We start from the raw sequence: 26,198 nt of genomic DNA on the forward strand, positions 1-26,198 counted from the left end.
ACGACATTGACGGCGTGCCTCAACCTCAAGTTGAGATTGAAGGTTGGTTTTTAGTGGTGAAGCCCCGAAAGGGCAGTGCGTAACATCTCACGATGCAGATTGGCGAACAACTCCCCCAGATCCGTCGCACGCGCCGCAGCCTTTTCCTTATCCCCGCTGCGTCCTCGAGCACGTTGGGCGTCAACCAGCTGATCAACGAGGTCGGCAGCACGTTCAGCCGAGTGCCGAACGCTGCGCAAAAGACGAGGATCCACGCCCTCAGCCTCGAGCTGGCGGATCAGCGCCACCACATGCACGCTGCGGGTGGGGAAATACCCCGCCATATCCGGGGTGATGAGGCCCAGGCGCGTGTATTCCTCCAGAGTCTCAAGATCCGCTCCAGTCAGATCAGACAGGTCGCGAGCAGGAATGTAGGCACGATTCTGCGGGGTGACGACCTTCCCGTCGGAGGTAACGACCCGCGCCACAGGAGCGACCTCAATGTCATGGCCAGCATCAAGTGCAGCGAGCTCATCGCCAATAACCCGCAGGGGAAGGTAGGAATCCCGCTGTCGGCTGAGAATGAAACGCAGCCTCTCGACATCTGCCTGAGAATACTTCCGATACCCCGAACCTGTGCGAGCCGGAATCACCAGACCCTCGGTTTCAAGAAAACGGATCTTCGATACCGTCAGCGCCGGGAATTCCTTTTTCAATTCCTCAGCTACGAAGCCGATCGCCAGGGAGGGGTCTCGGCTTACACCACGCGGCCAAGGGCCTTTTTCAGCCACTCCCCCAGCCTCAACGACTACCCGAGAACCGGCATTCAGATCACGTGCCGCACTCATGCGCTGTGAGGAGAGGGCTGGTAGGTCAGGCGGTACTTGCCGATCTGTACCTCGTCGCCGGCCTGCAGCTTCACCTGGTCAACGCGCTCCCGATTGACGTAAGTGCCGTTCAGAGAACCCGAATCACGCACGATGTGGCCGCCCTCGTGGGCGAGGAACTGGCAGTGTTTGCGCGACACTGTCACGTCATCAAGGAAAATATCAGACTTGGGGGAACGGCCCGCATTAGTCACGTCGGGAGCGAGAAGGAAGCGTGCGCCGGTGTTTGGGCCACGTTGGACAATCAGCAATGCCGAGCCCTCAGGAAGAGCGTTAACGGCTTCCTGATCGCGAACCGACAAGGGCAGCGGACCGGTAACCTCCTCTTCCGGGCTTGATAGCGAGAAGACTGAGGTGGCCGTGGGGTCAAACTCCTGCTGCGCATCCATGTCACTTTCCTCCCTCTAGGTGACCTTCGACATCAGGTTCAAGCTTACGTTTTTTTATTCTGCGCGTCAGCGTGAATGAAGAAACACTAGGCTACTGTACTTTCGCCCAGCGTGGCTCAATTGCCTGCGCAACTGGACTGATCGTCACGGTATTTTCCCGCCGAATAGTGACCTCTGCGCCCTTTGCACGCATCTGGGCTGCCGAACCCGCCTGAATTTCCAAGGCAGTGGCAATCGTGTCGGGCTCGCCGATGACCTCCCAGCGGAAGGGCGAGGTCAACGGCTTCCCATCCAGGTACACGCCATTGGCATCAGAGGTAAAAGATGAGCGCATCGTCAGGCGCACACCATTCAAAGCCACCGCTTCTGCGCCGGCATTGCGCAATTCGCCTAGGGTCATGACGAAATTCGTCGTGCTGAGTGCCTTGTGCTGGTCAAGGACTGTCATCACAACGCCCGGGCCCTCAACAGGCACGAGCGCGGCATTAATTTCAGCGAGTTCACGGGCCTTAATCGCCGCGTCAAGAGCTGCTTGCCGCTGAGTGGCTTCGTCTTCCAACTCTGACAGTTCAGACAAGAGCTGCGCCCTCTCCGCGCGGAGGGCCTCCTCCTTCGAAGTTAACTCCTCAAGAAGGACCACGAGATCTTCTTGAGTGAGCGATTCGAGTGGGTCAGAGCGCTGGGAAATGACCTGACTGGCAAGGGCAAAACCCAAGGAGAAAAAGATGATGAGCAGACGTGGATACCACGGGGGGCTGAAATGAAGGCCATCCAGAGTCTGCGGCCGATGGGTCGAGAGTCCGGGGTGTTCAGCGGCATGTTCTTGTTCGTCGACTGCGCAGGGTGTTCCTCAGCTGCCCCTGTCTCGCTTCCGCTGTCGGGCATGGGGGGCGTGGGGGTGGGGGAAGTACTCATGTCACGCCTTAAAGATCAGTCGGCGGATGGAGGCTGTATTGGAGAAAATACGGATGCCGAGGACGACGACGACGGCCGTCGTCATTGCTGAACCCACGCCCAGCTGGGTGCCAAGAAAGACCAGGAGGCAGGCGATGACGACATTCCAGAAGAAGGACATGATGAAGACCCTGTCGGAGAAGACGTCCTCAAGCCAAGCGCGGGCGGCACCGAAGAGAGCATCGAGGCCGGCCACCACTGCGACGGGCAGGAAGGGTTGCATCCACACGGGGATGGTGGGGTCAAGCAGGATGCCTGCAACAATACCGGCGATGAGGCCCAGAACTGCGATCATCAGTGACTCCTCAACTATTGAACAGGGGTGGTGTGGCGGAGGGGGCGGGCGTCGCGTCCCTCCATGGTAAGTTCTTCGACCGACTGCGTGGTGATTTGAATACCTTGCAAGGATTCCACGCTGGAGAGGTAATCTCCGCTCGCCCCGCGAACGAGGGATACCGACAGTTCGGTGGGATCACCGATGGCCTCCACGATATAGGGGGCGTGAACTGGCTTGACGTTGACAAGCACTGAAGAACCTGCTGTGCGGATAAAAGAGCCCGGTCCCAGGCGGATGCCATTGATGCTCATGGCCTCCGCTCCGGCTGACCAGAGTGCGTTGACGACCATTCGGAGGTCGTGGTCGCGTACCTTGCCCGTCTGGCGAGGGGTGGAGGTTTCGATGGCGGTTGAGGGAGCGTCATTGAGGGTGACGCGCAAACCTTTACCCTGTACGGCTTTTTGGGCGGTAGCGAGGGCGGTCGCGGCGGAGAGTTCGTTGTTGCCCGGCGTGAGGTTGTGGGTCTCGGCGGCGATCTTGGCGTTAATCTGCTCGTTTTCACTGTCGAGGGTATTGACGACCTCTGTGCGTTCCTGCACTTGTGTGAGCAAGCTTGCCTCAACGTCGAATCGTGTGGGGGCGCGGAGATTCTTCACCGCCGTGATCGACACGAAGCCGAGGGCGAGTGCCAGAGCGATGACGATGATCTTCTGGACGGCAGTCGTGGGGCTTTTTTCTGACCCGTAGGAGTGGTAGCCCGCGTCGAGAGGGTTGAAGAGAATCTGCGTGAGTAGTGACATTGACGCTGCCGGGTCACGAGGGGGAGCATCTTTCTGCGTCTGCTCCTCAGGGGGCGTGGTCGTCATAGCGTCGTCTCTTGCACTCGTAATGCGCGTTCAACGTCGTCAATGTGTTCGACAATGAGGCGCTTGAGGGCGTCTGGGGCGTCAGCGTGATCCTTTAGCCACTGCTGGGCTGCTGCGAGGAGTTCACTGGAGTGCGCGCTGGTCTGCGCGTCCACAAAACGAGGGAAGGCGCCGTGGACGAAGCGGATACCCATGCCGATCGAATGGGATGTCCAGAACGTGTCGAGTGACTCGAAGAAAGCTGCTGTCAGCTCATCGCCCTCCCATTGTGAGACGCTAAGGCCCTCAAGGGTGGCACTGAGGTGGTCATTGGAGAGCACTCCGGTGAGGACTTCCTGCCAGGCGCTCGCCCGTATCTGGGCTGTGGGGAGGGCGCTGAGAGCACGCCGATGGTGGACTTCCGCTTCACCGGTGTGCGCATCGTGAAGCCAGGTGTCGAGTGCTTCGCGGGTGGTCAGGCCACGGGCGGCGAGGGCGAGGCGCGCCGTCCATTCGAGGTCCGCGCCAGCGGGCACGCGGGATGAGCGGCCCTCGGCAATGGCCTGAACCTCTGGGATGAAGGCCTCCTCTTCTGGGGGCATCCCGCGGAAGGCTGTGAGCAAGGCGTAGGCCCACTGCCTGGCCTTATCCTCACTGATTGGCGTACCGAGGACTTCGTAGCTGCGTTGAGCGACTGCGGCTTGGGCCTCAGGGCGCTGGGAGGCCGGGAGGAAGGCAGAGATCGCAGTGGCGACCGTTTGGAGGAGGCGCACGAGGACGGCCTCTTCGCTTTCGTGAGGAGCGTGGGTGAGCACAGCCTCCACGTAGCGGCGCGGATGGAGGAGACCATCTCGCACGGCCATCCACAGGGAGGCCCACACCACCGCGCGAGTGAGGGGCTGCGGGCAGGCGCCGATGGCAGCCAGGGCAGTGTCTGTGGAGTGCTCATCAAGGCGGGCAACCGCGTAGGTCAGATCCTCGTCGTTGACGACAACGAGGTCGCAATCCGCAATCGCCCCGGGCCGGTCAAGGATAGCGTCGGTATCAATGAGGGCGCTGCGCCCATCAATGCGAACGGGGAAACGGTGGGTGCGCACGAGTTCCTTCACGCCAGCAGCACTGTCACGCAGGGACCAAGTAGAGACAATGACATCGTGGGGGCGTAGGACCAGTTCCGTTCCGGGCGTTGATCCCTGAGTGAGAGTGAAGTTGCGGACCTGACCCTCTGGGCCTTCCTCCCAGGTGGCCGCCAAGGATGAGGGGCCAGTGGTGTGCAACCACAGGCGCTCCCACTCGCGTAAGTCCTGCCCAAGTTCTGCTCCCAGCGCCTCCAATAGGTCATGCAGGGTCGTTGAAGCGAAAGCGTGCGAGCGAAAGTAACGCGTCGCAGCGGAGAAGAAGACATCCCTCCCCACCCAGGCCACCAGTTGTTTGAGGACGGAGGCTCCCTTGGCGTAGGTAATACCATCGAAGTTGTTTTTCGCCGCATCCACGTCGGGAATGTCGGCGGCAATCGGGTGAGTCGTCGGGTAGAGGTCTTGCTGGTAGGCCCAGGCTTTGCGCGCGATAGCGAAGGCAGCCCACTCTCCGACGTAGGGGGTGGCCTCGGCGGCCGCCATCGTGCCCTGATTGTCAGCGAAGGACTCCTTGAGCCACAGGTCATCCCACCAGCGTGGGGTAACAAGGTCACCGAACCACATGTGGCACATCTCGTGCAAGATCACGTTCGCGCGTTTTTGACGATCAGCGAAAGTGGGCGTGTCTCGCGAAAGGAAGCTCTCTGTGAAGGTGACGCAACCGGGGTTTTCCATGGCGCCAAGGTTGTATTCGGGGACGAAAATCTGGTCGTAGGTGCCCCAGGGATAGGCCACTTGATAGTGCTGGTGGAAGTAGTCCAGGCCAGCGCGGGTGACGGAAAGGATGTCATCGGCGTCCATGAAGCGAGCCAGGGCTTGCCGACACATGAGGCGCAGGGGGATCAAGAGCCCCTCGGCCTCGGGGCAGGCCGCGAGGGCCTCGGCTGATGGGTTCCAGGCGCCGCCCTCGACGACGCTCCACTGTCCGGCGACGATGGCGGTGATGTAGCTCGAAAGAGGGGGCGTGGTGGAGAAGTGGTGGCATGTGCTCCCCTCCCCCATCTGCTCTATGTCCACGAGGGCGCCGTTGGAGGTGACGGTCCAGTCGGAGGGTGCGGTGACGTGGAAAGTCCAGGTGGCTTTCAGATCCGGCTGGTCAAAACAGGGCCACGCGCGGTGGGCATCATTGGGTTCAAACTGGGTGTAGAGGTAGACGCGCTGATCCTCAGGATCGTGGTAGCGGTGCAATCCTTCGCCAGTTCGGGAAAAAAGGCAGCGAGCGTTGACCGTGACGCTGAGAGGCTCGTTGGCGGGCAGGCCATGGAGGTCCAGCCGTGCGCCATCATGGGTGAAAGGGTGAGCCTTGCCGTTGACGGTGACACTCTCCACTGATCCCTTGAGGTCGATGAAGGTCTGTCCGCTGGCGGTGGCGAAAGAGAGGGTGGATGTGACGGCGTAGTCATTAACCTGAGGATCTGCCGCTGCCGAAAGGTCGACATGAACATCCATTGCCGACAGGGTCAGATCAGCAGAACGGGTCAGAGCATCGTGGCGCGTCAATGAGTACATGCCTCAATTCTAAGACCCCCACCATCGCCTGCCCGAGGGAAGGAATGCGGGGAGTGTCGCCGCACTCCTTCTTACGGTCGGGGCGCAGAATGCGGCGAATCCGACATCCCCTGGATTTGGCGCCCGATATTCTTCACGCACGAGCAGGGCGCACTAGAGTAAGACCTCATGAGTTCTGTTTTGGATATTCGCCCCACTGTTGAAGCGCTCACCCTCGCCCAGGCCCTGGGTGATATTGAGGTGCTGCGGTGGATTGACGCTGCGGGTGCAGCGCAAGGCTCAGCCCCCCACACTCAGGTCAGTGGCGTGACCGTATCCAGTAACGACCTCGAAGAAGGGTGGATTTTCATTGCCATCCCCGGAATGGTCAAGCATGGCGTGCGCTTTGCCTCCGCAGCCGAACGTAAGGGAGCGTCAGCGATTATCACCGACGAGGCCGGCGCCAACGAGCTGGCCACCATGGGTGTCGGATTGCCGGTCGCCGTCATCGCCGACCCTCGCGTGGCCACGGCGCACATCGCCGCCCGCGTGTACAGCTTCCCCGCCACACGCCTGACCACCATGGCGATCATTGGCACGAATGGAAAGACCACCACGTCTTATCTCATGCGCGCCGCCCTCCAATGCCGCTTCGCCGATCCTGCGCTGTGCGGAACAGTGGAAAGTCGCATCGGAGACCTACGTTTCGTCTCCAATCAGACCACTGCCGAAGCGCCGGTTGTGGAGCGCCTCCTAGCCCTCGCGGAACAGAAAGGTCTTGGCGCGGCGGTCGTTGAAACTTCCGCCCACGCCCTGAGCCTCAACCGTGTCGATGACATCATCTTCGATGTTGTTGGCTTCACCAATCTCCAGCATGACCACCTTGACTACTACGGCACCATGGAGAACTACTTTGAGGCCAAGAAGCTGCTCTTCACCCCTGAGCACGCCGCTCGTGGTGTCGTGTGCGTGGATGACGAGTGGGGTCAGCGCCTCGCCGACGAAGCCACCATCCCCGTAGTCACCGTCTCCGCGCTGACCGACACCCCCGCCGAATGGACAGTGCGCGACATTCACCCCGATAAGGAAACCTCACGCACTGTCTTCACCCTCGTCGACCCCGAGGGCGCAGGGCACCGCGTCGCCATGCCGATCCTTGGTGAAGTGAACGTGCAAAATACCGCCCTGGCGATTGTCTGCGGTGTTCAGGTCGGCTTTGGATTGGACGAGGTCATCGCCGCCATCGAAGCCGCCGAACAGATCCCCGGCCGTATGGAAAAGGTCAACCCAGAACCGGGCAACCAGCCCCTCGTTGTCGTCGACTACGCGCACACCCCCGAAGGGCTGGAGTGGACACTGAAATCCACCCGTGAACTCACCAAGGGCCGCCTCGTGCTGGTGTTTGGCACCGATGGTGACCGTGACGCCACCAAACGTGAATACCTCGCTGAATTGGCAGCCCAGCACGCCGACATCCTGTGGGTGACGGACGAGAATCCTCGGACCGAGGATCCCCAATCCATCCGCGACTACCTGCTGCGTGGTATCGCCCGCGTCCGACCCGACATGCACGACGTCTTCGAGATCACAACCAGCCGCCGTGATGCCGTGCGTAAAGCCATCCTCGCCTCCGAACCTGGAGACACCATCCTCATTACCGGCAAGGGCTCAGAGTGGTATCAGGACATTGACGGCATTAAGCACGAATACAATGACGTGCCTGTCAGCCGTGAAGTCCTTGAGCAAGACATTCGCGCCTCACTGTGAGTCTCTCGTGAGTGCCGTGTGAACGCTCCATGGGCGCACTGCCGTGGCGGTACGCATCGCCAACCGCCTGTCGCCCTCGTCCTTTGACGAGGGCGACTGCTGTGGAGGCGCAGGGGCAACACACCTCACCCCGGGCTGTGGTGGGCTTTCCCGTAGAATAAGGGGCGTGAATGACAACTTTTATGCTGAAGGCCTCTCCGAGGAAGAGATCGAACTCCAGATGCGCTCCATGCGCGCCAGCCTGGACCAATTCGAACTTGATGACGAAGACCTCGCCCTCCTTGATGAAGAATACGACTTCGACGAGGTTGAAGAGATCCGCCCGGGTCTGCCCGTACTCGCCGTCGTTGGCCGCCCCAACGTCGGCAAGTCCACCCTCGTCAACCGTATCCTTGGCCGTCGCGAAGCAGTTGTCCAAGACACCCCCGGTGTGACCCGCGACCGCGTCTCCTACCAGGCAGAATGGGCAGGACGCGACTTCACCCTCGTCGACACCGGCGGCTGGGAAGTTGACGTCGAAGGACTCGACCGCTCCGTCGCCGAACAAGCTGAAGTAGCCGTTGACCTCGCCGACGCCGTCGTTCTCGTCGTCGACGCCAATGTTGGCGTCACCGCCACCGACGAACGCGTCGTCGAAATGCTCCGCCGTAAGGGAAAACCAATTGTCCTGGCCGCCAATAAGGTGGACTCGGCCATGCAAGAATCCGACGCCGCCTACCTATGGTCCCTCGGTATCGGCGAACCCTTCCCAATCTCCGCCCTCCACGGCCGCGGCACCGGTGAACTCCTCGACGCCATTATGGAAGTCCTTCCCGAAGAATCCGCCGTCGCCACCGCGCTTCCCATCGGAGGACCCCGCCGCGTCGCCCTCGTCGGCCGCCCCAACGTCGGCAAGTCCTCCCTCCTCAACGCACTCGCAGGCTCCTCCCGCGTGGTCGTCAACGAACTCGCCGGCACCACCCGAGACCCCGTCGACGAACTCATCGAACTTGACGGGCGCGAATGGTGGTTCGTCGACACCGCTGGTATCCGCCGCAAGATGCACCGTACAACCGGAGCCGACTACTACGCCTCCATCCGCACCCAAGCCGCCATTGAAAAGGCCGAGGTCGCCCTCGTCCTCTTCGACGCCTCCGAAACCCTCACCGAACAAGACATTCGAGTCGTCCAACAGGTCGTTGACGCAGGCCGAGCCCTCGTCATCGTCAACAATAAGTGGGATCTCGTCGACGAAGAACGCCAGCAATTCTTGCGCGCCGAACTCGAACGCGAACTCGTCCAGATCCCCTGGGCACAGCGCATCAACCTCTCCGCCAAGACCACCTGGCACACCAACCGCATCGCCCGCGCCCTGGACGCCGCACTCGAAGGATGGGAAACCCGTATTCCCACAGGCAAACTCAACGCCTTCCTCGGCCAGCTCGTCGCCGCACACCCCCACCCCGTGCGCGGTGGCAAGCAGCCGCGCATCCTCTTCGCCACGCAGGTCGGCTCCAAGCCCCCACGCTTCGTGCTCTTCACCACCGGCTTCCTGGATCCGGCATACCGCCGATTCATTGAACGACGACTGCGTGAGAACTTTGGGTTCGTGGGCACGCCGATTCAGTTGTCGGTGAGAGTGCGAGAGAAGCGCAAGAAGCGCTGATGTTGATGCGTCACGATTAGGCCAGTGAGCTGGGCCGCTTGTGCCCATGAGCCTGCGCTTCGCTTCGGCTCATATGCCCAACCGCGCCGCAAGCGGCCCACCTCACCAGCCCTCTTGCCAGCGGAGATAGTAGCTTCAACGCTTCTTACCGGTGGGTCCAGAAGGGGCCGCAAGCGGCCCACCTCACCGGTCTTCAAGCGCTGGTCTTTGGCCCACCTCGTAGGCCTCCTGGCAACTGTGGAGACAGTAGCCTCAGCGGCCTTGCAGGGGCAGCTATAGGATGGCGGTATGGCTTCTTCGGCGGAATTTGTTGAGTTCGTGTGCGAACAACTTGAAGGAACAGGGGTTGTTCGCTCGCGCAAGATGTTTGGTGATTACACGGTGTATGTCGATGACCGTCCGGTCATTCTTGTCTGTGATGACATCGCGTATGTTGCCATGCATGAGGAGCTTGAAGAACCGCTCGCGGGTTGTCCAACAGGGATTGCCTACCCTGGGGCGAAGGAACGCTACATCCTCGATATTGACGACCGCGAGCTTACCCACGAGGTCATCGAAATCGTCCTGCCACTGACAGCGATTCCCAAAAAGAAGACAAAGAAGACAACCAGCTAAGCGCCACGTGCTGGCCTAGACTCTTTGCATGACCATCACACTGACCGACGAGTTCGTTGAGGCCCTCAACCTCCTGCACGCCGGTTCCAATATGTTCCTCACCGGTAAGGCAGGCACTGGTAAATCCACGCTCATCCGGCATTTCATGGCCTCCACCTCGCGGCGAGTGGTCGTTGCCGCGCCCACGGGAATCGCCGCCCTCAATGTTGAGGGCTACACCCTCCACCGGCTCTTCTCCTTCCCTATTGGTACGACCCTTGAGGCCATTCGCAGTGGCGAGGTCACCCCTAAGCGCTATAAAGGTCTCTTAAAAGTCCTCGACACGCTCATTATTGACGAGGCCTCCATGGTGCGCGCCGACCTCTTTGACTGCGTGGCCGCCACCCTCGAAATGTACGGGCCCTCCCCCGGTCAGCCCTTCGGCGGCGTGCAGATCGTCCTCGTGGGCGACCTCTTCCAACTCCCACCCGTCGTCAAAGAAGGCGCCGAGGCCGACTACCTCGCCAGTCTCTACGACACCCCCTACTTCTTCTCCTCCCAGGCCTACCAGCACGCAGCCTTCCCCACCATCCATCTCACCACCGTCTTCCGCCAGATCGGCGACAACCGGATGGTTGAACTCCTCAACTCGATCCGCGATGGGCGCATGTCGCGCACCGACCTCGCCACCGTCAACGCTCGTCTCAGCCCCGACTTCGTTCCACCGCGCGACGAGTTCTGGCTCACCCTCGCCACGACCAACCGCATCGTCACTGCACGCAATCGCAAAGCCCTTGACGCCCTCGATACTCCGCCCGTCTCCTTCACTGCCGCCATCTCCGGTGACCTCGACTCTTTCGACGCTCCCACCGACCACGAACTCACCCTCAAAGTCGGCGCACAGGTCATGCTGCTCAACAACGACCCCCAGGAACGCTGGGTGAATGGCTCCCTGGGCGAAGTCATCGACATTGACCTCAGCGATCCCTACGAGCCAATCGTCGTCACGCGCCTGATTGATGGGCGAATCGTTGACGTCACCGAACACACCTGGGATGTCACCCGGCCACGCAGGGACGGCAGCGCCCTCGTTCACGAGGTCGTCGGTAGCTTCACTCAAATGCCCATGAAACTCGCCTGGGCAATCACCATCCACAAGTCTCAAGGCCAAACCCTTGACCGCGTCATTATCGACTTGAGTGGCGGAACCTTCGCCACCGGTCAGCTCTATGTCGCACTCTCTCGCTGCACAAGCCTTGAGGGAGTTGTTCTGACGCGCCAGGTCTTTCCGCGAGATCTCAAGATTGACCACCGCGTGAAGGCTTTCGTGTCTGCCGACACTCACGAAGACAGCGTCGCGCCGCTGTGTGCAATCGAGAATCTCCTCGTCGGCCAAGGAGACGGGTACCTGCGGCCCATTGATATTGCCGTTGCCTTCGAGGACGGCTCCACAGTAGAAAGCTTGGTCAATCCGCAGCGAGATGTGGGCACAGCGGCCTCTTCCTACGGATTGAGCGCGGCCGACCTGCAGATCGCCCCCACTCTTAGTGAAGTCTGGCCCTTTATTCAAGACGCCATCGAAGGATGCGGAGTCGTCTCTCGTGGCGGGTATGCGACGCTGCGGGTGCTTGATACAGAGCTGAAGCGCACGGGGATCGTGTCAGGCTTGGATAGTGTTGCCGAGCCTGCTTCACCTCCGGGCGCCTTAGATGGCGCCGCAACAGCCGCTGATCTCGCCAGAGCCACTGCACACACTCTCGCATCAGCGGGAGTCCCGCACCCTCCCCGAGCGTTCCGCCGTATCGATGGGTACGCGTGCGGATACACCCTGAGCCGTGAGGGCGTGATCGTCCCCTACGGTGATCCTCAGGCCGTCGCTGCACTCATCGGCGCGAAGTTGGAAGGGCGCAGAGTATCGGAGGCAAGTATCTGCATCCTCAACGCTTTTGAGGCGCGCTACGGGGTGAGAGTGCCCTACGAGGCATCAAACGATCAGCTCAGCGCCGCTCAGATCCTGAAAGAGGGTGTGCGCGTGTGCTTCACAGGTTTTCCGATTGTCGACGGGAAAGCGGTTGAGAAAGAAGAAGTTGAGGCACTTGCCCGTGAGGTAGGACTGTTCGTGCAAGCCAACCTCACGAAGACACGTTGCGATGTGCTCATTGCTGCGGATGTGACAACGAACTCCGGTAAGGCAAAGAAAGCTCTTCTATGGGGAAAGCCCATGTTAAGCGTGGAGGAGTTCATTGCCTGGGCGCGCGCCCACAGCGCCTAGTCCACGCTGATACTCATGCCTGCGATTCACGCCAGCCTGTGAGTGTCTCTGGACGGCTCTCCAAGCAAAAGGCCAGTGGTATCCCCTATCTGCAGGGAAACCACCGACCTTCGCGGGATGCTGAGGTGCTGAGTTCCTTACTTGGACATGAAAGCGAGGAAGGCATCCGCCTGCGCAGACAGGGCCTGGCGGTCATCGTCGGAGAGGGTCCAGGAATCCTCAGCCCATGCCTGACCAGGCAGAACAAAACCTGCCTGGCCTTCGGTCATGACATTCATGTAAATGTAGGCCATCAGGTCGCTGACAGCTGCGCGAGCACCGGCGGTCGCTGCGCCGCCAGAGGCGCCCGAAGCAGTGGCAGGCTTCTCGGTCAAAACCGTGGGCTGGGCGGGGGCTTCTGGGGTGGCGCGGCGCGACATCCAGTCAAAGAAGTTCTTGAGCTGGGCCGGCAGTGTGCCGTTGTATTCAGGAGTGAAGACCCACAGGGCATCGCATGCGGCCACAGCCTCGCGGACGCGGGCCACGGGCGCGGGAGTGGGGAACTCTTCATCCTGGTTGAGGAAGGGCAGATCGCTGAATTCGATGAAGGTCACCTTGGCGCGGCCTTCAAGGATGGCGGCTGCCTCGTTGGCAAGGGTGCGGTTGAAGGAGCTCTTACGCAGGGAGCCGATGACAAATCCGATGGTGGGAAGAGCCACGATAGTACCTTTCTGAACAAAAGTGTGATTGTCATGCAGTATAGGCACTGCTCATCGCGAGTTGCCTCTGGGAAGAGCTGTGAGATGTCCCCCGCAAAAATTCGTATTCTGAAGCACCTGCGCTCTCTTGCCTGTTGTTCACGCAAGAGGCGATAAACACTGTGGGCAGATCGTTGCCATCATCCGTGACAGATGACACTCCTGCGCGGTCAGTCTTGCTCCTAGGTTGAGGTCATTGCCAGCAAATACACCGCACGTATGCGGGATGGGTGACTAGCCTCATCCATCTCCCCACAGGAAGGATATCGTCGTCATGAGGAAGCTCTTCAAAGGCATTCTTATCCTCATTGGTGCTCTGCTTGGACTTCTTGTTGTTCTCCTGCTCGTGATTCTTGGTCTGCGCTGGTACAACGCCAACCAGTATCCCTTGATGTCCCAAGCACCCGATGTGTCCGCCCAATCTGGCTACGCCACTAGCTCTCGAGTTCAGCGCATTGAAGGCGAATACCTGAATGGTTTCCACTTTGTACCTACGACGAGGACCCACACCGGGACGGTGATCGTCCACGGCGGCTCTGAAGGATCACCTGCCTATGAACAGGCCAAAATGATTGCCGATGAAGGCTACGAGGTCCTCGCACTGTATTTCTGGGGTCAGCCCAACCAGGTGCCAACGCTTGCGAATGTCCCTCTTGAACAATTCGATGAGGTCACCGCGTACATTGAATCCACTATCTCTGATCCCACACCAGTGACTGTCATTGGTACCTCGAAAGGTGCTGAGTACACTGCTTTACTTGCCGCCTATGGTTTTCCCGTAGATAACCTCGTGAACTTCGCTCCAGGATCCTTGTCCTACCAAGGCCTAGATTTCTCTTCCAGAGACGGTCTGCCAAGCTTCGTGAACAACGGTCAGCCTATCCCCTACGCGTCATTCGCAGCAGCGAGCCCAGGCACCGGCTTGTCTCTCATGTGGGACATGATCACTGGACGTCCTCCGGCCTTCCGTGCAATCTACGAGGAAGCCGCCGCCGCTAGTGATGGCAGTGCACGCATCGACTTGTCAGCCTTTACCGGCGAGGCCCTGTTCTTTGCCGGAGGGCAGGATGCCATGTGGCAAAGCGAGGTTGCTGCGCGGGAACTAGCGGACCAATCGGAGCGTTTCGAGGCCATCATCTACCCCGATGCCGGGCACTTCTTCCACCCCGACATTGAATCTCTAGGTAACGGATGGCAGATCATGATCGGTGGAAGCGCAGAAGGAGCAAAAAACGCGATTGAGGACTCGAATAGGATCCTTTTTGAGCGCTTGAGTCGTTGGCACCCGGCGCTCCAGTCGCATCAGTGATCCCGCATACAGAAAAGCCGCAACACCAAGATGTTACGGCTTTTCATTTCGTCGGGCTGGCGGGATTTGAACCCACGACCCCTTGACCCCCAGTCAAGTGCGCTACCAAGCTGCGCCACAGCCCGATTCTTTTTGGTGTCCCGCTCTCGCGGCGACCTGATAACTATAGATCATGATGGGGGTCGGATACCAAATCCGTTGGGAGCGAGGCGGGTCACACTTACGGTGCTGACCTGGCGAGTGACCTACCCAGTATCGCTCTTCCCTTGATATCACGCTTCAAAATGAAGCTTCCCCCATCACCTCCCTGCGCGCTCCTCAAGATCAGCCTCGACAAGCTGAACAACAGCGCCCAAGACTCCGGGAATATCTAAGCCCGAGGAATCGACCTCGTGCACGCCCTCGGCCGCAGTCATAAACTCCGACACCGTCGAGTCCGCCGCGTCGCGGTCGTCAATCTGCTTACGGGTGGCTTCCAAGAGCTCGGGGGTGACCTTGCCATAAAGCTCGCGTGTGCGCCGTTCCAGACGCGCCTGAGGGTTAGCCAGTAGCAGCACGCGCACATCGGCGTCGGGACACACGACCGTCGTGATGTCGCGCCCCTCGGCCACCATGCCCGAGCCGGAGTTGCGCGCCTCCAGCATGCGTCGGCGTTGCTCGGCGGCCATCCAGCGGCGCACCGCAAGGTTTGTCGACACGTGCATGACGTTTTCCGACACGCGCGGTTCACGAATAGCGCCGGTGATCTCGGTATCGCCCACCCAGTAGTGCGGGTCCTCAGGATCAGAGAACATGCGCAGTGGCATCTCATCAGCGATCGACGCCACCGCCTCATGGTCGGTAAGGTCGATGCCGCGCTCCATCGCATACCAGGTCAGGGCGCGGTACATCGCCCCCGTGTCGAGATAGCCGATCCCCAGTTCCTTCGCGAGCAAGCGCGACACCGTGGACTTGCCGGAACCTGCAGGCCCATCAATTGCGACCGTGGTCCCCACGGAGGCGATCAAATCCTGACGATGCTGGCGATCCATGCGCCCTCTCCTTCGATCGGTCAGCGCCCGGGGACGCCGACGCGGTCATTCTCTGTCGAAACCAATCATTTTTGAACCCGGTGATTCTCTGTTGGGTTATGCCCCGTGGTGGGCGATCAGGCGCCAGCCGCGTTCCTCCAGATCGCGTTCTGCCTGACGGGCGACACCGGGGTCTACCATCAGACGCGCCAGGCCCACTCTCTGTCCAGCAGAGTGCTCAAGCACAAGATCTTCAATATTGACCCCGAGCTCGCCCAGCTCACTAAAGAGTCGACCAAGCTCACCGGGTTCGTCAGGGACCAACACCTCAACCTCGGCATAGCGGCGAGGCGCCCCGCCGTGCTTACCGGGAATACGCGCCACTCCCCTATTGCCAGCGGTCATCACGCGGTTCACTGCGCCAACGCTGCCGCCCTCAAATGGACCCAAAGCCGCCGCAGCATCCAGATGCGTCAACAGGTCGTCAACATCGTCACGTAGGGCGTGCAAGACTTCAGCCACGGGCGCCGCATTACCGGCCACAATCGTTGTCCACAGGCGCGGATCAGAAGCCGCGATGCGCGTCGTATCCCGCAAGCCCTGCCCTGCCAGCCCAAGAGCTTCGGCGGGAGCTTCGGCCAGGCGCGCAGCCAACATCGAGGCCATTAGCTGAGGAACATGAGAGACCAGTGCCACCGACTGATCGTGGGTGGCGGCATCCATCTCCACGGGCACACTGCCCACATCCATGGCCAGGGTCCGCACCACGAGGAGGGCCCGCGCATCGCACTCAGAGGACGCCACAAGCACCCAGGGGCGTCCCACAAAGAGGTCAGCGTCCGCTGCGCCTGCTCCTGAACGCTCACGGCCCGCCATCGGGTGGGAACCGACGTAGCGGGCGGCCAGCGTGGGATCACCTGCGGCGTTAGCCTCGTCAATGACGTCTTGAAGGACGGCGGACTTGACGGAAGCGACGTCGGTGACAATCGCCTGCGGGAAGCGACGCAGGGCCTTCACGACCGTCAATCCAGCGACGTCTGGTGGTGTGGCGATGATGACCAACGAGGGCGCCGCCGCGCTACCGCCGGGAGCGAAGAAGGTGTCCTCTGCGGACAGCACCTCCGCCCCTGCTGATACGCCTGCGCCCATGTCGGCGCCGAGGCGTTCTGAGGTGGGTGAGATGTCGGAGAGGTACACGGGCACTCCCCCGGCCTGCAGGCACAAGCCTAGGGACGCTCCCAAGAGGCCGGTCCCTACAATGAGGACCGGTCCTTCGGTGGCCATGACACGGCCGGGCACAGTGCTCATCACGTCGCACTCCCCACTCAGTGGCGCCAGAACGCGCAGCTCAGAGGCCCACCGTTGAATACAAGGCCACCAGAGCATTGCCTTTCACGCGGCGGGTGGTGCCTGGCTGAAGGCGCTCCAACTTCACGGGACCAAACTTCGTGCGCACGAGCTCACGGACGGGGTAGCCCACGGCCTCCATCATGCGACGCACAATACGATTGCGCCCCTCATGGACGACGATCTCAACGGTGGTGATATCACCGTAGGTTTCCATGACTCGGAAAGAATCAGCGCGAATAGGGCCATCCTCAAGCTCAATGCCTTCGAGCAGGCGGCGGCGAGCGCCGGGCTTGACCTCGCCGTGCACGCGGGCAATGTAGGTCTTGGGCACCTCGTACTTGGGGTGCATGAGGCGGTTGGCCAGCTCCCCGTCATTGGTCAGCAGGATCAGGCCAGAGGTGTCGATGTCTAGGCGGCCCACGTGGTAGAGACGGTCCGTGCGGTCCACCACCAGGTCAGCCAGGGTGGGGCGGCCGTCGGGGTCGCTCATCGTCGACACCACGCCCACGGGCTTATTGACAGCCAGAACAATGTGGCGCTGCTCGTCAAGGATCAGGCGCTCGCCGTCAACGTGGATGACTTGGCGTTGCGGGTCGACGCGCAGGCCAAGGGTGCGCACGACCTTGCCGTCGACTTGGACGCGGCCGTCCTCAATAAGTTCTTCGGAGGCGCGACGTGACGCCACACCTGCTTGGGCCAGCACCTTTTGCAGGCGGATACCGTCGGGTACGTGGGGATCATTCCTCACAGTGTTTCCTCCAAGTCATCAAGCTCTTCTGCGGACGGCAGGTAGGGAGCCAGGGGGACAAGATCGTTAAGGGACTCAAAGCCCATTCTCTCAAGGAAAGTGTCGGTGGTGCCATAGAGCCGGGCTCCAGAGTCCGTCCATCCCACTTCTTCAATGAGACCTCTAGCAACAAGAGTACGCACCACGGCGTCAACATTCACCCCACGAATGTGCGAGATACGCGACCTTGAGACCGGCTGGCGGTAGGCGACAACGGCCAGGGTCTCCAATGCGGCTTGGGACAGCTTGGATTGGGCGGTTCCCACGATGAAGCGGCCCACAACGCCCGCCCAGGGCGCGGCTGAGTAGATCCGCCAGCCTCCAGCTGCCCGGCGAAGTTCAAAACCTCGAGGGCGCTGAGCGTGGTCGCCACGGTATTCGGCGCTGAGGAAGTCCAAAGCGTCGTCAATGAGGTCGGTGGGGACATCGAAAGTGTCAGCGAGTTCTCCGGCGGTGACGGGCCGGTCAATGACCATGAGGATTGCTTCCAGCGGGGCGAGCAGCGCGGTGGCCTCGTCGGAAAGAGGTGAGGGGCTGTGGGCGATGGAGGTGGGCTCAGTCATTGCGGGTGGTCCTCTCCGTTGTATTCCTCAACCACGTAGTCTGTTGGCGTCCCGTCCCGGCCGACCCACACAATGACGAGGTCATCGCGGGGTTCCTTTTGGTCGAATTCGACGGCGCGTTGGCGGTAGAGTTCGAGAAGGGCGAGGAAACGGGAGACGACGACGGCGCGTGTGCCCGCGTCCTCGATGAGCTCACGGAAGTGGGCTCGGCCGAGCAGCTCAAGCTTGCCGACAAGCACCTCAAGCTGTTCAGCGACGGGCACCACCGGGTCGTGTAAATGTGTGACGGTCACCTGTGTGGGGGTCGCCGAGAGGGCGTCAGCGGCGGCGCGGGCAAGATCTTCAGGGGTGGCTAGCCACAGGAGCTCCGGCAAAAGCACAGCAAAATGAGGCTCCAGGGGAACTTCGCGGGCGTAGAGTCCCGCGTGCTCCTCCAAGCGGCGTTCAATGACGGCGGAGGCCTCTTTGAAGGCGCGGTATTGGAGCAGGCGTGAAAAGAGCAGGTCGCGAGCCTCAAGGTCTTCCCGGGATCGTTCGTCCTCGCCGAGTTCTCGGGGCAGAAGGTGCGCGGCCTTCATATCAAGCAAGGTTGCGGCCACGACGAGGAACTCTGTGGTGCGTGACAGGTCTGGGAAGGCCTGCATGTGAGCGATGAACTCGTCGGTGACCTGCGCTAACGCCACCTGGGTGATATCTAAGCGTTGTCGGCTGATGAGCTGTAAGAGCAGGTCAAAGGGCCCCTGAAAAACCTCAAGGGTGACCTGAAACTCGTCGATGGCGCCCTGAGAAGGGGCGGCCTCATCGAAGAGGGTTTCAGGCGGCGTCACCACGGGCAACAACCTCGCGGGCAAGGCGACGGTAGGCCTTCGCCCCCGGATGGTTGGGGGCGTAGGAGGTGATCGGCTCGGTGGCGACGGAGGCGTCGGGGAACTTCACCGTGCGGCCGATGCGCGTCGTGTAGACCAAATCACCGAAGACCTCATCCAAACGATCAAGGACTTCACGCGAGTGCAGCGTGCGGTTATCGACCATGGTCGCGACAATGCCGTCAATCTTCAGGCGCGGGTTAATGCGATCACGGATGGTCTCGATGGTGTCCACCAGCAGGGCCACGCCACGCAGAGCGAAGAATTCGGCCTCCATCGGCACGATCACGCCGTGAGCGGCCGTGAGGGCATTGACGGTGAGCAGGCCCAAAGAGGGCTGGCAGTCAATGAGGATAATGTCGTAGTCGTCGCTCACCTGGCGTAGGGCGCGGTCAAGGGCGGACTCGCGGGCAACCTCGTTGACGAGCTGGACCTCCGCAGCAGAGAGGTCAATATTGGCCGGGATAATGTCAAGATTCTCTACCGAGGTGGAGATAATCGCATCGCGCGTTGAGGTGCGCGCCTGAATGAGCAGGTTGTAGACCGTGAGGTCAAGCTCAAGGGAGTTGATACCCAGGCCAGCCGATGCGGCCCCCTGGGGATCAAAATCGACGATGAGGACGCGCCGACCATACTCGGCGAGGGCTGCACCAAGATTGATTGTCGTTGTGGTCTTACCGACCCCGCCCTTTTGGTTGCACATCGCGATCACGCGGGCAGGTCCGTGGCCAGCCAGGGGTGCGGGAATGGGGAAATCCTCGGCGTCGAGGCCGAGTTCGCCAGTCAAAGTCGGTTGAGCGTCGTGATTCACGTCTCTAGCCTAGTGCATCGTCGGGTCAAATCCCGGTATCCCAAGCGCGTGGATGCGCCATCCGATGGACTTCCCTGAGGGTCTGGGCCGTCACTCGCGTGTAAATCTGGGTTGTCTGCACTGAGGCATGACCAAGAAGCTCTTGCACATCGCGAACATTCGCACCCCCTTCTAACAGGTGGGTGGCAAAAGAGTGGCGCAAGGTGTGGGGAGACACGTGCTCTTCGATGCCAGCCGCCTGAGCGTAGACTCCGATAGCCTCCCAGGCGGATTGGCGGGAGAGCGGGTCGCCACGCTTATTGAGAAAGATGGTGACAGCGCCTGCCCCCCGAGAGGCGAGGATTGGACGTGAACGCACAAGGTAGGCTTCGAGCGCCGCCCTCGCATATGAGCCAATGGGGACGATGCGTTCCTTGCGTCCTTTTCCAAAGAGACGCACCACCGGAAGTTCTGCGTGAAGGTCTATGTCATCAACGCACAGGTTCACGGCCTCGCTAATGCGGGCGCCGGTGGCGTAGAGAAGCTCGATGAGAGCGGCATCGCGTAGGCTGACTGGGTCATCCGAGGCGTGAGCGGCCGCTAAGAGGGCGCCGACCTGATCGATGGTGAGTGCCTTTGGTAGTCGGATTGCCTGCTTTGGGGTGACGAGCTGTGCGCTCGGGTCGAGGGAAGTGAGGCCTTCACGAAGGCAGAAACGGTGAAAGCTCCGAATAGAGGAGGCCGCTCGCGCCACAGACGAGGCCGCCGCTGGGTGACCGGTGAGCGCGCCGGAACGTAGTGCAGCCAGGTGGGCTTCAATAGTGCTGGCGGACAAGTCCTCGAAAGAATTGATCCCCTGAGCCTGTAGGTCCTCGCAGTAGCGGGTGATGTCGCGCTGATAGTTCGACACGGTGTGGGGCGAGGCCCCCTTCTCGCTCCTGAGATGGTCAAGCCACTCTCGTGCGGCATCAGAGAACACAGGCATACACCAATACTATCTGCACAGATGTGCATGACGCCGTGCGCCTGGGACCTTTGCGTTCAAGAAAACTCGATGGCACCGGTAGAATCCACTGTGGAAACCGATACGCCCCATTGGCGGGGCCCGAACGGCTTGGAGGCCGACGTGACACTTAAGTGGGATCAGCTCGACGATCGCGCAGTTACCACTGCAAAGATTCTTTCCGCAGACGCCGTTGAAAAGGTTGGCTCGGGCCACCCCGGCGCAGCCATCTCCCTGGCACCTGCGGCTTACTTGCTCTACCAGCGCCACATGCACATTGACCCCGCCGACGACCGCTGGCTCGGACGCGACCGCTTCGTGCTCTCCGCAGGACACTCCTCCCTTACCCAGTACATTCAGCTCTACATGGGTGGCCTGGGCCTGGAACTGTCCGACATTGAATCCCTGCGCACCTTCGGCGCCCTCACCCCCGCTCACCCCGAGTACGGCCACACCAAGCACGTCGAAATCACCACCGGCCCTCTCGGAACCGGTATCGCCTCCGCCGTCGGCTTCGCCATGTCGGCACGCCGCACCCACGGCCTCTTCGACCCCGAAACGCCCCTGGGTGAATCCATCTTCGACCACCACGTCTACGTCATCGCAGGCGATGGCTGCCTCCAGGAAGGCGTCGCCTCTGAAGCCGCCTCCCTCGCCGGCACCCAGAAGCTCGGCAACATCACCCTCATCTACGACGACAACCACATCTCCATCGAAGACGACACCTCCATCGCCTTCGACGAGGACGTCCTTGGCCGCTTCGAAGCCTACGGCTGGCACGTCCAACGCGTGCAATGGCTGGCAGACAACGGTGACTACACCGAAGATGTCGCCGCCCTCGATGCCGCCATCAACGCCGCACGCGAAGAAACCGACCGCCCCTCCATCATCGCCCTGCGTACCATCATTGGCTGGCCCACCCCCGGCAAGCAGGACACCGGCGGCATCCACGGCGCCAAGCTCGGCTCCGACGCCCTGCGTGGCCTCAAGGAAGCACTGGGCGCCAACCCCGACGCCATGTTCGACGTCGATGTTGAGGCCGTTGAGGCCGCCCGCGCCAATATGGCCGAGCGTGGCCGCACCTTCCGCGCCGAATGGGACGAACGCTACAACGCATGGCGCGCCGCCAACCCTGAGCGCGCTGAACTCCTCGACCGCCTCGTCGAGCAGCGACTGCCCGAAGGCTGGGAAGAAGCACTCCCCACCTTCGAAGAAGGCACCTCCATCGCCACCCGCGCAGCCTCGGGCCAGGTCCTCAACGCCATCGCCGACGTCCTGCCTGAACTCTGGGGCGGCTCAGCCGACCTCGCCGGCTCAAACAACACCTTTATGAAGGGACACCCCTCCTTCATGCCTGAGGAAAACTCCTCCAAGGCATTCCAGGGAAACCCCTTCGGCCGCAACCTCCACTTCGGCGTGCGCGAGTTCGCGATGGGCGCCGCCATGAACGGTATCGCCGCCGATGGCCTCACCCGCGTCTATGGTGGCACCTTCTTCGTATTCTCCGACTTCATGCGTGGCGCCGTCCGCCTGGCAGCCCTCATGGACCTGCCCGTCACCTACGTGTGGACCCACGACTCCATTGGCGTCGGTGAAGACGGCCCCACCCACCAGCCCGTTGAGCACCTCGCCTCCTACCGTGCGATCCCCAACCTTGCTGTCGTGCGTCCCGCAGACGCAGCCGAGACCGCTCAGGCATGGAAGGCCATCCTCGAACAGCGCCATCCCGCTGCCCTCGTGCTCTCCCGCCAGAACCTGCCCAACCCCGTCCGCGGTGAAGGCGGCTTCGCCTGCGCCTCCAATGTCGCAAAGGGCGCCTACGTGCTCTCCGACTGTGAAGGCACCCCGGATGTCATCCTTCTGGCGTCGGGTTCTGAGGTCCAGGTCGCCGTTGAGGCACAAAAGGCCCTGGCAGAAGAAGGTATTGCTGCGCGTGTCGTCTCCGTGCCCTGCATGGAGTGGTTCGCACAGCAGAGCGCAGAGTACCGTGAGTCTGTGCTTCCTGCCGCTATTCGCGCTCGCGTGAGCGTCGAAGCCGGACTTGCCCTCTCGTGGCATAGCCTTGTGGGTGACGCAGGCCGCTGCGTCTCCATCGAAACCTTCGGTGCTCCCGGCGCCGCAGATGAGCTCTTCGCCCATTTCGGCATCGACAGTGCCCACGTTGTTGCCGCAGCGAAGGAGTCTCTTGAGGCTGCACGCGCCTGAACTAGACGCTGACTAAGCCCGCGGGGGCGGATGGGGACAGGCCCATTCGCCCCCGCGGCGCGTTGTATTTGTCCATCACCTGAAAGGACCGCTGTGGAACGCCCACTACTGCGTTTGCACGACGAGGATGACCGTCGACTGCCTCGTATTGCCCCACCCTGTTCCCTGGTCATTTTCGGCATTACGGGTGACCTCGCCCGAAAGAAACTACTGCCGGCCATCTACGACCTTGTCAACCGCGGCCTCCTCAACCCCGCATTCGCCCTCACCGGCTTCGCGCGGCGCGACTGGGACAACGGCGATTTTGAAGACTTCGTCCGCCAAGCCATCGAAAAGTACGCCCGCACGGAATTCAACGAACGCACCTGGCGTCAGCTTGCCGACGGTCTACGCTTCGTTCCCGGCTCCTTTGACGACCCCGAAGGCTACCGCCGACTGGCAGAAACCGTTGCCGAGCTTGACCGCTCACGTGGCACCGGCGGCAACCACGCCTTCTACCTCTCTATTCCCCCAGCCTACTTCCCTATCGTCTGCGAACGCCTTGCTGAATCGGGATTGAATGCGCGTCAGGGCAAGGAATGGCGTCGTGTCATTGTCGAAAAGCCTTTCGGGCACAATCTCGAATCCGCACAGGAACTCTCCGAGGTTGTCGGCCGCGTCTTTGACGAGTCTGATGTGTTCCGCATCGACCACTACCTGGGCAAGGAAACCGTCCAGAACCTCTTCGCCATGCGTTTTGCCAACGCCATGTTTGAACCCCTGTGGAATGCGAACTACGTCGATCACGTGCAGATCACCATGGCCGAAGAAATCGGCATCGGCACGCGCGCAGGCTATTACGACGGCATTGGCGCCGCCCGCGACATTATTCAAAACCACCTGCTCCAGCTTCTGGCGCTCACCGCAATGGAAGAACCCGTTCGACTGACCCAAAGCGAGCTTCGCGCAGAAAAAGAAAAGGTCCTCTCAGCTATCCGGCTGCCAGAGGATCTCACAGCTTCTACCGCCCGCGGCCAGTATGCTGCCGGCTGGCAGGGTGGCGTGGAGGTCAAGAGCTTCCTCGAAGAGGACGGTATCGCGCCAGATTCCCACACTGAAACCTTCGCTGCGATCAAGGTGTTTGTCGATACTCGGCGCTGGGCGGGCGTTCCCTTCTACCTGCGCTCCGGTAAACGTCTGGGCAAGCGTGTCACCGAGATCGCCATTGTCTTTAAGAAGTCGCCCCACACGCCCTTCGAGAACTCCGATGCGACCGAGGCGGGACAGAACGTCCTCGTCGTGCGTGTCCAGCCCGATGAGGGGATGACCCTGCGTTTTGGCGCGAAGGTTCCCGGCACGCAGATGCAGGTGCGAGACGTGACCATGGACTTCGGCTACGGTCACGCCTTCACCGAGGACTCTCCGGAAGCCTATGAGCGACTCATCCTTGACGCCCTGGTGGGCTCAGCACCGCTCTTCCCCCACCAGCGGGAGGTTGAGTTGTCATGGAAGATCCTTGACCCTGTTCTTGAACACTGGGAGAGCCAAGGTGCTCCCGACCAGTACAGCCCCGGTTCCTGGGGTCCCGAATCCGCTCACGAGATGATGGCCCGCGATGGCCGGGCTTGGAGGAACCCGTGATTATTACCCTGAAAGACACCACGTCTTCTGAGATTGCTTCGCGGATCGTCGCCCTGCGTGAAGAAGGCGGATCGGCCACTCTGGGCCGCGTGCTCACGCTCATTGTCGTCGTTTCCGATGTACTGGATGTCGAGCGTGCCATCGAGATTTCTGACGCGGCATCGCGTGAACATCCCTGTCGAGTGATTGTCGTCGTCGACTCGGGCAGTATTGATGGCCCTGCCCGTTTCAACGCCCAGATCCGCGTGGGTGATTCGGCAGGCGCTTCGGATGTCGTCGTGCTTGAGCCTCGTGGGGCAGCGGCAACCGACCTCGCGTCCTTGGTCGCCCCTCTGCTGCTACCTGACACTCCGGTGGTCACCTACTGGCCGGACACTCCCCCGCCAACCCCCAGCGCTCATCCGCTGGGCAGACTCGCCGCGCGTCGCATTACTGACAGTCGTTCGGCGCAGTGCCCGATGGATGCCATCCGCGCTCTGGGTGCGGTTTACTCCCCCGGCGATACCGACCTCGCTTGGTCGGGCGTGACGCTGTGGCGTGCGCTCTTAGCCACTATCGTTGAGGATTTCGAGACGATCCCTGAACGCATCCGTGTCACAGGGCATGCCACCCACCCTTCCTCCTTCCTTATTGCCGCGTGGCTGGACTTCAAGCTTGGTATTCCCACCGTCCACGAGGTTGACGCCGACGCGCAGACAATTACCGGCGTGCACTTTGAGTTTGCTGACGGACGTGAGGTGGCTCTCACGCGTAGGGCGGGGTCTTCCGTGGCGCACCTGCAACGCAGTGGCTTCGATACGGCCTTTGTCAACCTCCCGCGTCGCGCCGTCCAAGACTGCCTGATGGAAGAACTGCGTCGTCTCGACCCTGATGTGTTCTACGGGAATATTCTGGGCGCTCTTGAGCGCTTTCCCTTCACCTCCGGAGTGATACCTGCGCATTGCGGTGCGGAAGAACCTGACACTGAAGGGGCTGAGCGATGAACCTTCCTGCACGCAAGATGGTGATCTCCCCTGATCCTGCTGCTCTCGCCTTGTCGCTGGCTCAGGACCTCGCTCATCATATTCAGGTTCAGGCTGAGCGCCGCAGTGAGGACACGCCCGTTGAGATCGCGATAGCCGGGGGTTTCGTTGCCACCACTGTCTTGCCGGCGCTTGCTCAGGCGGGTGAAGGCATCGATTGGAGCAAGGTGCGCTTCTGGTGGTGCGACGAGCGTTTTGTCCCTGCAGGTGACCCTGACCGTAATGACGAGGAGGCACATCGTTTCCTCCTCGACCGCATTGAGGGCGTGCGGAGCGTCCCTATGCCCACTGACAATGGGCAAGGGCTCGCGCAGGCGTGTGAGGACTTCACCGAGCAGTGGAATACCGTGATGGCTACACGGAGTCTTGATGTCGCAGTGCTGGGTATGGGCCCCGATGGGCATATCGCCAGCCTTTTCCCGGGCATGTACGATCCAGCAGAGAGCCGGGCGATTATCGCGGTGGATGACTCTCCGAAGCCTCCGCCCCAGCGGTTGTCGCTGAGCATGCCGGTCATCCTCTCAACGCAACGCCTCTATCTTGCTGCAGCTGGTGAGGCGAAGGCAGGTGTTCTGGGTGCGGCTTTTGCCGAGGGCGTGAACACTGGTGAGCTTCCCGTTGCGGCTTTGCGTCACCGGGAAGACACGCGCTGGTACCTTGATGAGGCTGCTGCCGCCGAGCTCTGAGGAACGAACCGTCGTGA

At 61.2% G+C, this 26,198-nt stretch carries 23 protein-coding genes and 1 tRNA gene; 9 read left to right on the plus strand and 15 right to left on the minus strand.

The features are described 5' to 3' along the window. Nucleotides 1-50: 50 nt before the first annotated feature. The 6 genes from HWX48_RS05830 to pepN form a co-directional block, all read right to left on the minus strand. Nucleotides 51-827, minus strand: coding sequence for a MerR family transcriptional regulator (locus tag HWX48_RS05830; RefSeq protein ID WP_175955528.1), 777 nt, complete (start codon nucleotides 825-827; stop codon nucleotides 51-53). Continuing rightward, entirely contained in the window at nucleotides 824-1,255 is a 432-nt protein-coding gene (locus HWX48_RS05835; protein WP_175955530.1) for an FHA domain-containing protein, read from the minus strand. The genes HWX48_RS05830 and HWX48_RS05835 overlap by 4 nt, the downstream gene beginning before the upstream one ends. A gap of 91 nt (nucleotides 1,256-1,346) precedes the next feature. After that, nucleotides 1,347-1,895 (minus strand): DUF881 domain-containing protein, encoded by a 549-nt coding sequence (locus HWX48_RS05840; RefSeq protein WP_175955532.1) that lies wholly within the window; start codon nucleotides 1,893-1,895, stop codon nucleotides 1,347-1,349. Nucleotides 1,896-2,171: 276 nt separating this feature from the next. Beyond that, nucleotides 2,172-2,504 (minus strand): small basic family protein, encoded by a 333-nt coding sequence (locus HWX48_RS05845; RefSeq protein WP_124867527.1) that lies wholly within the window; start codon nucleotides 2,502-2,504, stop codon nucleotides 2,172-2,174. A gap of 14 nt (nucleotides 2,505-2,518) precedes the next feature. Next, complete coding sequence (locus HWX48_RS05850; protein ID WP_175955534.1) at nucleotides 2,519-3,352, minus strand: DUF881 domain-containing protein; 834 nt, start codon at nucleotides 3,350-3,352, stop codon at nucleotides 2,519-2,521. Then, nucleotides 3,349-5,976: an aminopeptidase N gene (gene pepN / locus HWX48_RS05855; protein ID WP_175955536.1), complete on the minus strand. Its 2,628-nt coding sequence runs from the start codon at nucleotides 5,974-5,976 to the stop codon at nucleotides 3,349-3,351. The genes HWX48_RS05850 and pepN overlap by 4 nt, the downstream gene beginning before the upstream one ends. Nucleotides 5,977-6,144: 168 nt before the next feature. Here pepN and HWX48_RS05860 point away from each other — a divergent pair, with 168 nt between their 5' ends. The 4 genes from HWX48_RS05860 (at nucleotide 6,145) to HWX48_RS05875 (ending at nucleotide 12,233) form a co-directional block, all read left to right on the plus strand. Further along, a complete protein-coding gene (locus tag HWX48_RS05860; RefSeq protein ID WP_175955537.1) occupies nucleotides 6,145-7,722 on the plus strand; it encodes a UDP-N-acetylmuramoyl-L-alanyl-D-glutamate--2,6-diaminopimelate ligase in 1,578 nt (525 codons plus the stop codon). 166 nt (nucleotides 7,723-7,888) lie between these two features. Then, on the plus strand, nucleotides 7,889-9,367 hold the full coding sequence (gene der / locus HWX48_RS05865; RefSeq protein WP_303048069.1) for a ribosome biogenesis GTPase Der: 1,479 nt from the start codon (nucleotides 7,889-7,891) through the stop codon (nucleotides 9,365-9,367). Nucleotides 9,368-9,655: 288 nt separating this feature from the next. After that, nucleotides 9,656-9,982, plus strand: coding sequence for a hypothetical protein (locus HWX48_RS05870; protein ID WP_175955538.1), 327 nt, complete (start codon nucleotides 9,656-9,658; stop codon nucleotides 9,980-9,982). 28 nt (nucleotides 9,983-10,010) lie between these two features. Further along, entirely contained in the window at nucleotides 10,011-12,233 is a 2,223-nt protein-coding gene (locus tag HWX48_RS05875; protein WP_175955539.1) for an AAA family ATPase, read from the plus strand. Between the two features lie 137 nt (nucleotides 12,234-12,370). Here the strand turns inward: HWX48_RS05875 and HWX48_RS05880 are convergent, their stop codons facing one another. Continuing rightward, nucleotides 12,371-12,931: an NADPH-dependent FMN reductase gene (locus HWX48_RS05880; protein WP_175955540.1), complete on the minus strand. Its 561-nt coding sequence runs from the start codon at nucleotides 12,929-12,931 to the stop codon at nucleotides 12,371-12,373. A 313-nt stretch (nucleotides 12,932-13,244) separates the two neighbouring features. Between HWX48_RS05880 and HWX48_RS05885 the strand changes: the two genes are divergently transcribed. Further along, nucleotides 13,245-14,279 carry an acyl-CoA thioester hydrolase/BAAT C-terminal domain-containing protein gene (locus tag HWX48_RS05885; protein WP_175955541.1) on the plus strand — a complete coding sequence of 345 codons (1,035 nt, stop codon included), beginning with the start codon at nucleotides 13,245-13,247 and terminating at the stop codon, nucleotides 14,277-14,279. Nucleotides 14,280-14,330: 51 nt separating this feature from the next. Here HWX48_RS05885 and HWX48_RS05890 read toward each other — a convergent pair. The 8 genes from HWX48_RS05890 to xerD form a co-directional block, all read right to left on the minus strand. Next, nucleotides 14,331-14,404 (minus strand) — tRNA-Pro (locus HWX48_RS05890). Between the two features lie 174 nt (nucleotides 14,405-14,578). Beyond that, nucleotides 14,579-15,310: a (d)CMP kinase gene (gene cmk, locus HWX48_RS05895; protein WP_175955542.1), complete on the minus strand. Its 732-nt coding sequence runs from the start codon at nucleotides 15,308-15,310 to the stop codon at nucleotides 14,579-14,581. A gap of 96 nt (nucleotides 15,311-15,406) precedes the next feature. Next, nucleotides 15,407-16,597 carry a prephenate dehydrogenase gene (locus tag HWX48_RS05900; protein WP_175955543.1) on the minus strand — a complete coding sequence of 397 codons (1,191 nt, stop codon included), beginning with the start codon at nucleotides 16,595-16,597 and terminating at the stop codon, nucleotides 15,407-15,409. A gap of 40 nt (nucleotides 16,598-16,637) precedes the next feature. Beyond that, on the minus strand, nucleotides 16,638-17,387 hold the full coding sequence (locus HWX48_RS05905; RefSeq protein WP_175955544.1) for a pseudouridine synthase: 750 nt from the start codon (nucleotides 17,385-17,387) through the stop codon (nucleotides 16,638-16,640). Continuing rightward, on the minus strand, nucleotides 17,384-17,989 hold the full coding sequence (locus HWX48_RS05910; RefSeq protein ID WP_175955546.1) for an SMC-Scp complex subunit ScpB: 606 nt from the start codon (nucleotides 17,987-17,989) through the stop codon (nucleotides 17,384-17,386). The genes HWX48_RS05905 and HWX48_RS05910 overlap by 4 nt, the downstream gene beginning before the upstream one ends. Then, nucleotides 17,986-18,765, minus strand: a complete 780-nt coding sequence (locus HWX48_RS05915; protein ID WP_254872995.1) for a ScpA family protein — start codon at nucleotides 18,763-18,765, stop codon at nucleotides 17,986-17,988. Before HWX48_RS05915 ends, HWX48_RS05910 begins: the two co-directional genes overlap by 4 nt. Before the next feature lie 37 nt (nucleotides 18,766-18,802). Beyond that, complete coding sequence (locus HWX48_RS05920) at nucleotides 18,803-19,666, minus strand: ParA family protein (RefSeq protein WP_175955550.1); 864 nt, start codon at nucleotides 19,664-19,666, stop codon at nucleotides 18,803-18,805. 25 nt (nucleotides 19,667-19,691) lie between these two features. Beyond that, entirely contained in the window at nucleotides 19,692-20,630 is a 939-nt protein-coding gene (gene xerD / locus HWX48_RS05925; RefSeq protein WP_175955552.1) for a site-specific tyrosine recombinase XerD, read from the minus strand. Nucleotides 20,631-20,771: 141 nt separating this feature from the next. Here xerD and tkt point away from each other — a divergent pair, with 141 nt between their 5' ends. From tkt to pgl, 4 genes are all read left to right on the plus strand, one after another. Then, entirely contained in the window at nucleotides 20,772-22,853 is a 2,082-nt protein-coding gene (gene tkt, locus HWX48_RS05930) for a transketolase (protein ID WP_254872981.1), read from the plus strand. A gap of 93 nt (nucleotides 22,854-22,946) precedes the next feature. After that, complete coding sequence (zwf, locus tag HWX48_RS05935) at nucleotides 22,947-24,473, plus strand: glucose-6-phosphate dehydrogenase (RefSeq protein ID WP_254872982.1); 1,527 nt, start codon at nucleotides 22,947-22,949, stop codon at nucleotides 24,471-24,473. Further along, nucleotides 24,470-25,456, plus strand: coding sequence for a glucose-6-phosphate dehydrogenase assembly protein OpcA (locus HWX48_RS05940; protein ID WP_175955558.1), 987 nt, complete (start codon nucleotides 24,470-24,472; stop codon nucleotides 25,454-25,456). Before zwf ends, HWX48_RS05940 begins: the two co-directional genes overlap by 4 nt. After that, nucleotides 25,453-26,181, plus strand: a complete 729-nt coding sequence (pgl, locus tag HWX48_RS05945; protein WP_175955560.1) for a 6-phosphogluconolactonase — start codon at nucleotides 25,453-25,455, stop codon at nucleotides 26,179-26,181. The genes HWX48_RS05940 and pgl overlap by 4 nt, the downstream gene beginning before the upstream one ends. The last annotated feature ends 17 nt before the right edge of the window (nucleotides 26,182-26,198 follow it).

This window comes from Schaalia sp. Marseille-Q2122, assembly GCF_903645355.1.
Lineage (GTDB): Bacteria > Actinomycetota > Actinomycetes > Actinomycetales > Actinomycetaceae > Pauljensenia.

Bases quoted from the DNA above. Each gene is read 5' to 3' on its own strand.
- HWX48_RS05830 (WP_175955528.1), bottom strand. From the start codon at position 827: ATGAGTGCGGCACGTGATCTGAATGCCGGTTCTCGGGTAGTCGTTGAG.
- HWX48_RS05835 (WP_175955530.1), bottom strand. From the start codon at position 1,255: ATGGATGCGCAGCAGGAGTTTGACCCCACGGCCACCTCAGTCTTCTCG.
- HWX48_RS05845 (WP_124867527.1), bottom strand. From the start codon at position 2,504: ATGATCGCAGTTCTGGGCCTCATCGCCGGTATTGTTGCAGGCATCCTG.
- HWX48_RS05850 (WP_175955534.1), bottom strand. From the start codon at position 3,352: ATGACGACCACGCCCCCTGAGGAGCAGACGCAGAAAGATGCTCCCCCT.
- pepN (WP_175955536.1), bottom strand. From the start codon at position 5,976: ATGTACTCATTGACGCGCCACGATGCTCTGACCCGTTCTGCTGATCTG.
- HWX48_RS05860 (WP_175955537.1), top strand. From the start codon at position 6,145: ATGAGTTCTGTTTTGGATATTCGCCCCACTGTTGAAGCGCTCACCCTC.
- HWX48_RS05870 (WP_175955538.1), top strand. From the start codon at position 9,656: ATGGCTTCTTCGGCGGAATTTGTTGAGTTCGTGTGCGAACAACTTGAA.
- HWX48_RS05875 (WP_175955539.1), top strand. From the start codon at position 10,011: ATGACCATCACACTGACCGACGAGTTCGTTGAGGCCCTCAACCTCCTG.
- HWX48_RS05885 (WP_175955541.1), top strand. From the start codon at position 13,245: ATGAGGAAGCTCTTCAAAGGCATTCTTATCCTCATTGGTGCTCTGCTT.
- cmk (WP_175955542.1), bottom strand. From the start codon at position 15,310: ATGGATCGCCAGCATCGTCAGGATTTGATCGCCTCCGTGGGGACCACG.
- HWX48_RS05900 (WP_175955543.1), bottom strand. From the start codon at position 16,597: ATGAGCACTGTGCCCGGCCGTGTCATGGCCACCGAAGGACCGGTCCTC.
- HWX48_RS05910 (WP_175955546.1), bottom strand. From the start codon at position 17,989: ATGACTGAGCCCACCTCCATCGCCCACAGCCCCTCACCTCTTTCCGAC.
- xerD (WP_175955552.1), bottom strand. From the start codon at position 20,630: ATGCCTGTGTTCTCTGATGCCGCACGAGAGTGGCTTGACCATCTCAGG.
- pgl (WP_175955560.1), top strand. From the start codon at position 25,453: ATGAACCTTCCTGCACGCAAGATGGTGATCTCCCCTGATCCTGCTGCT.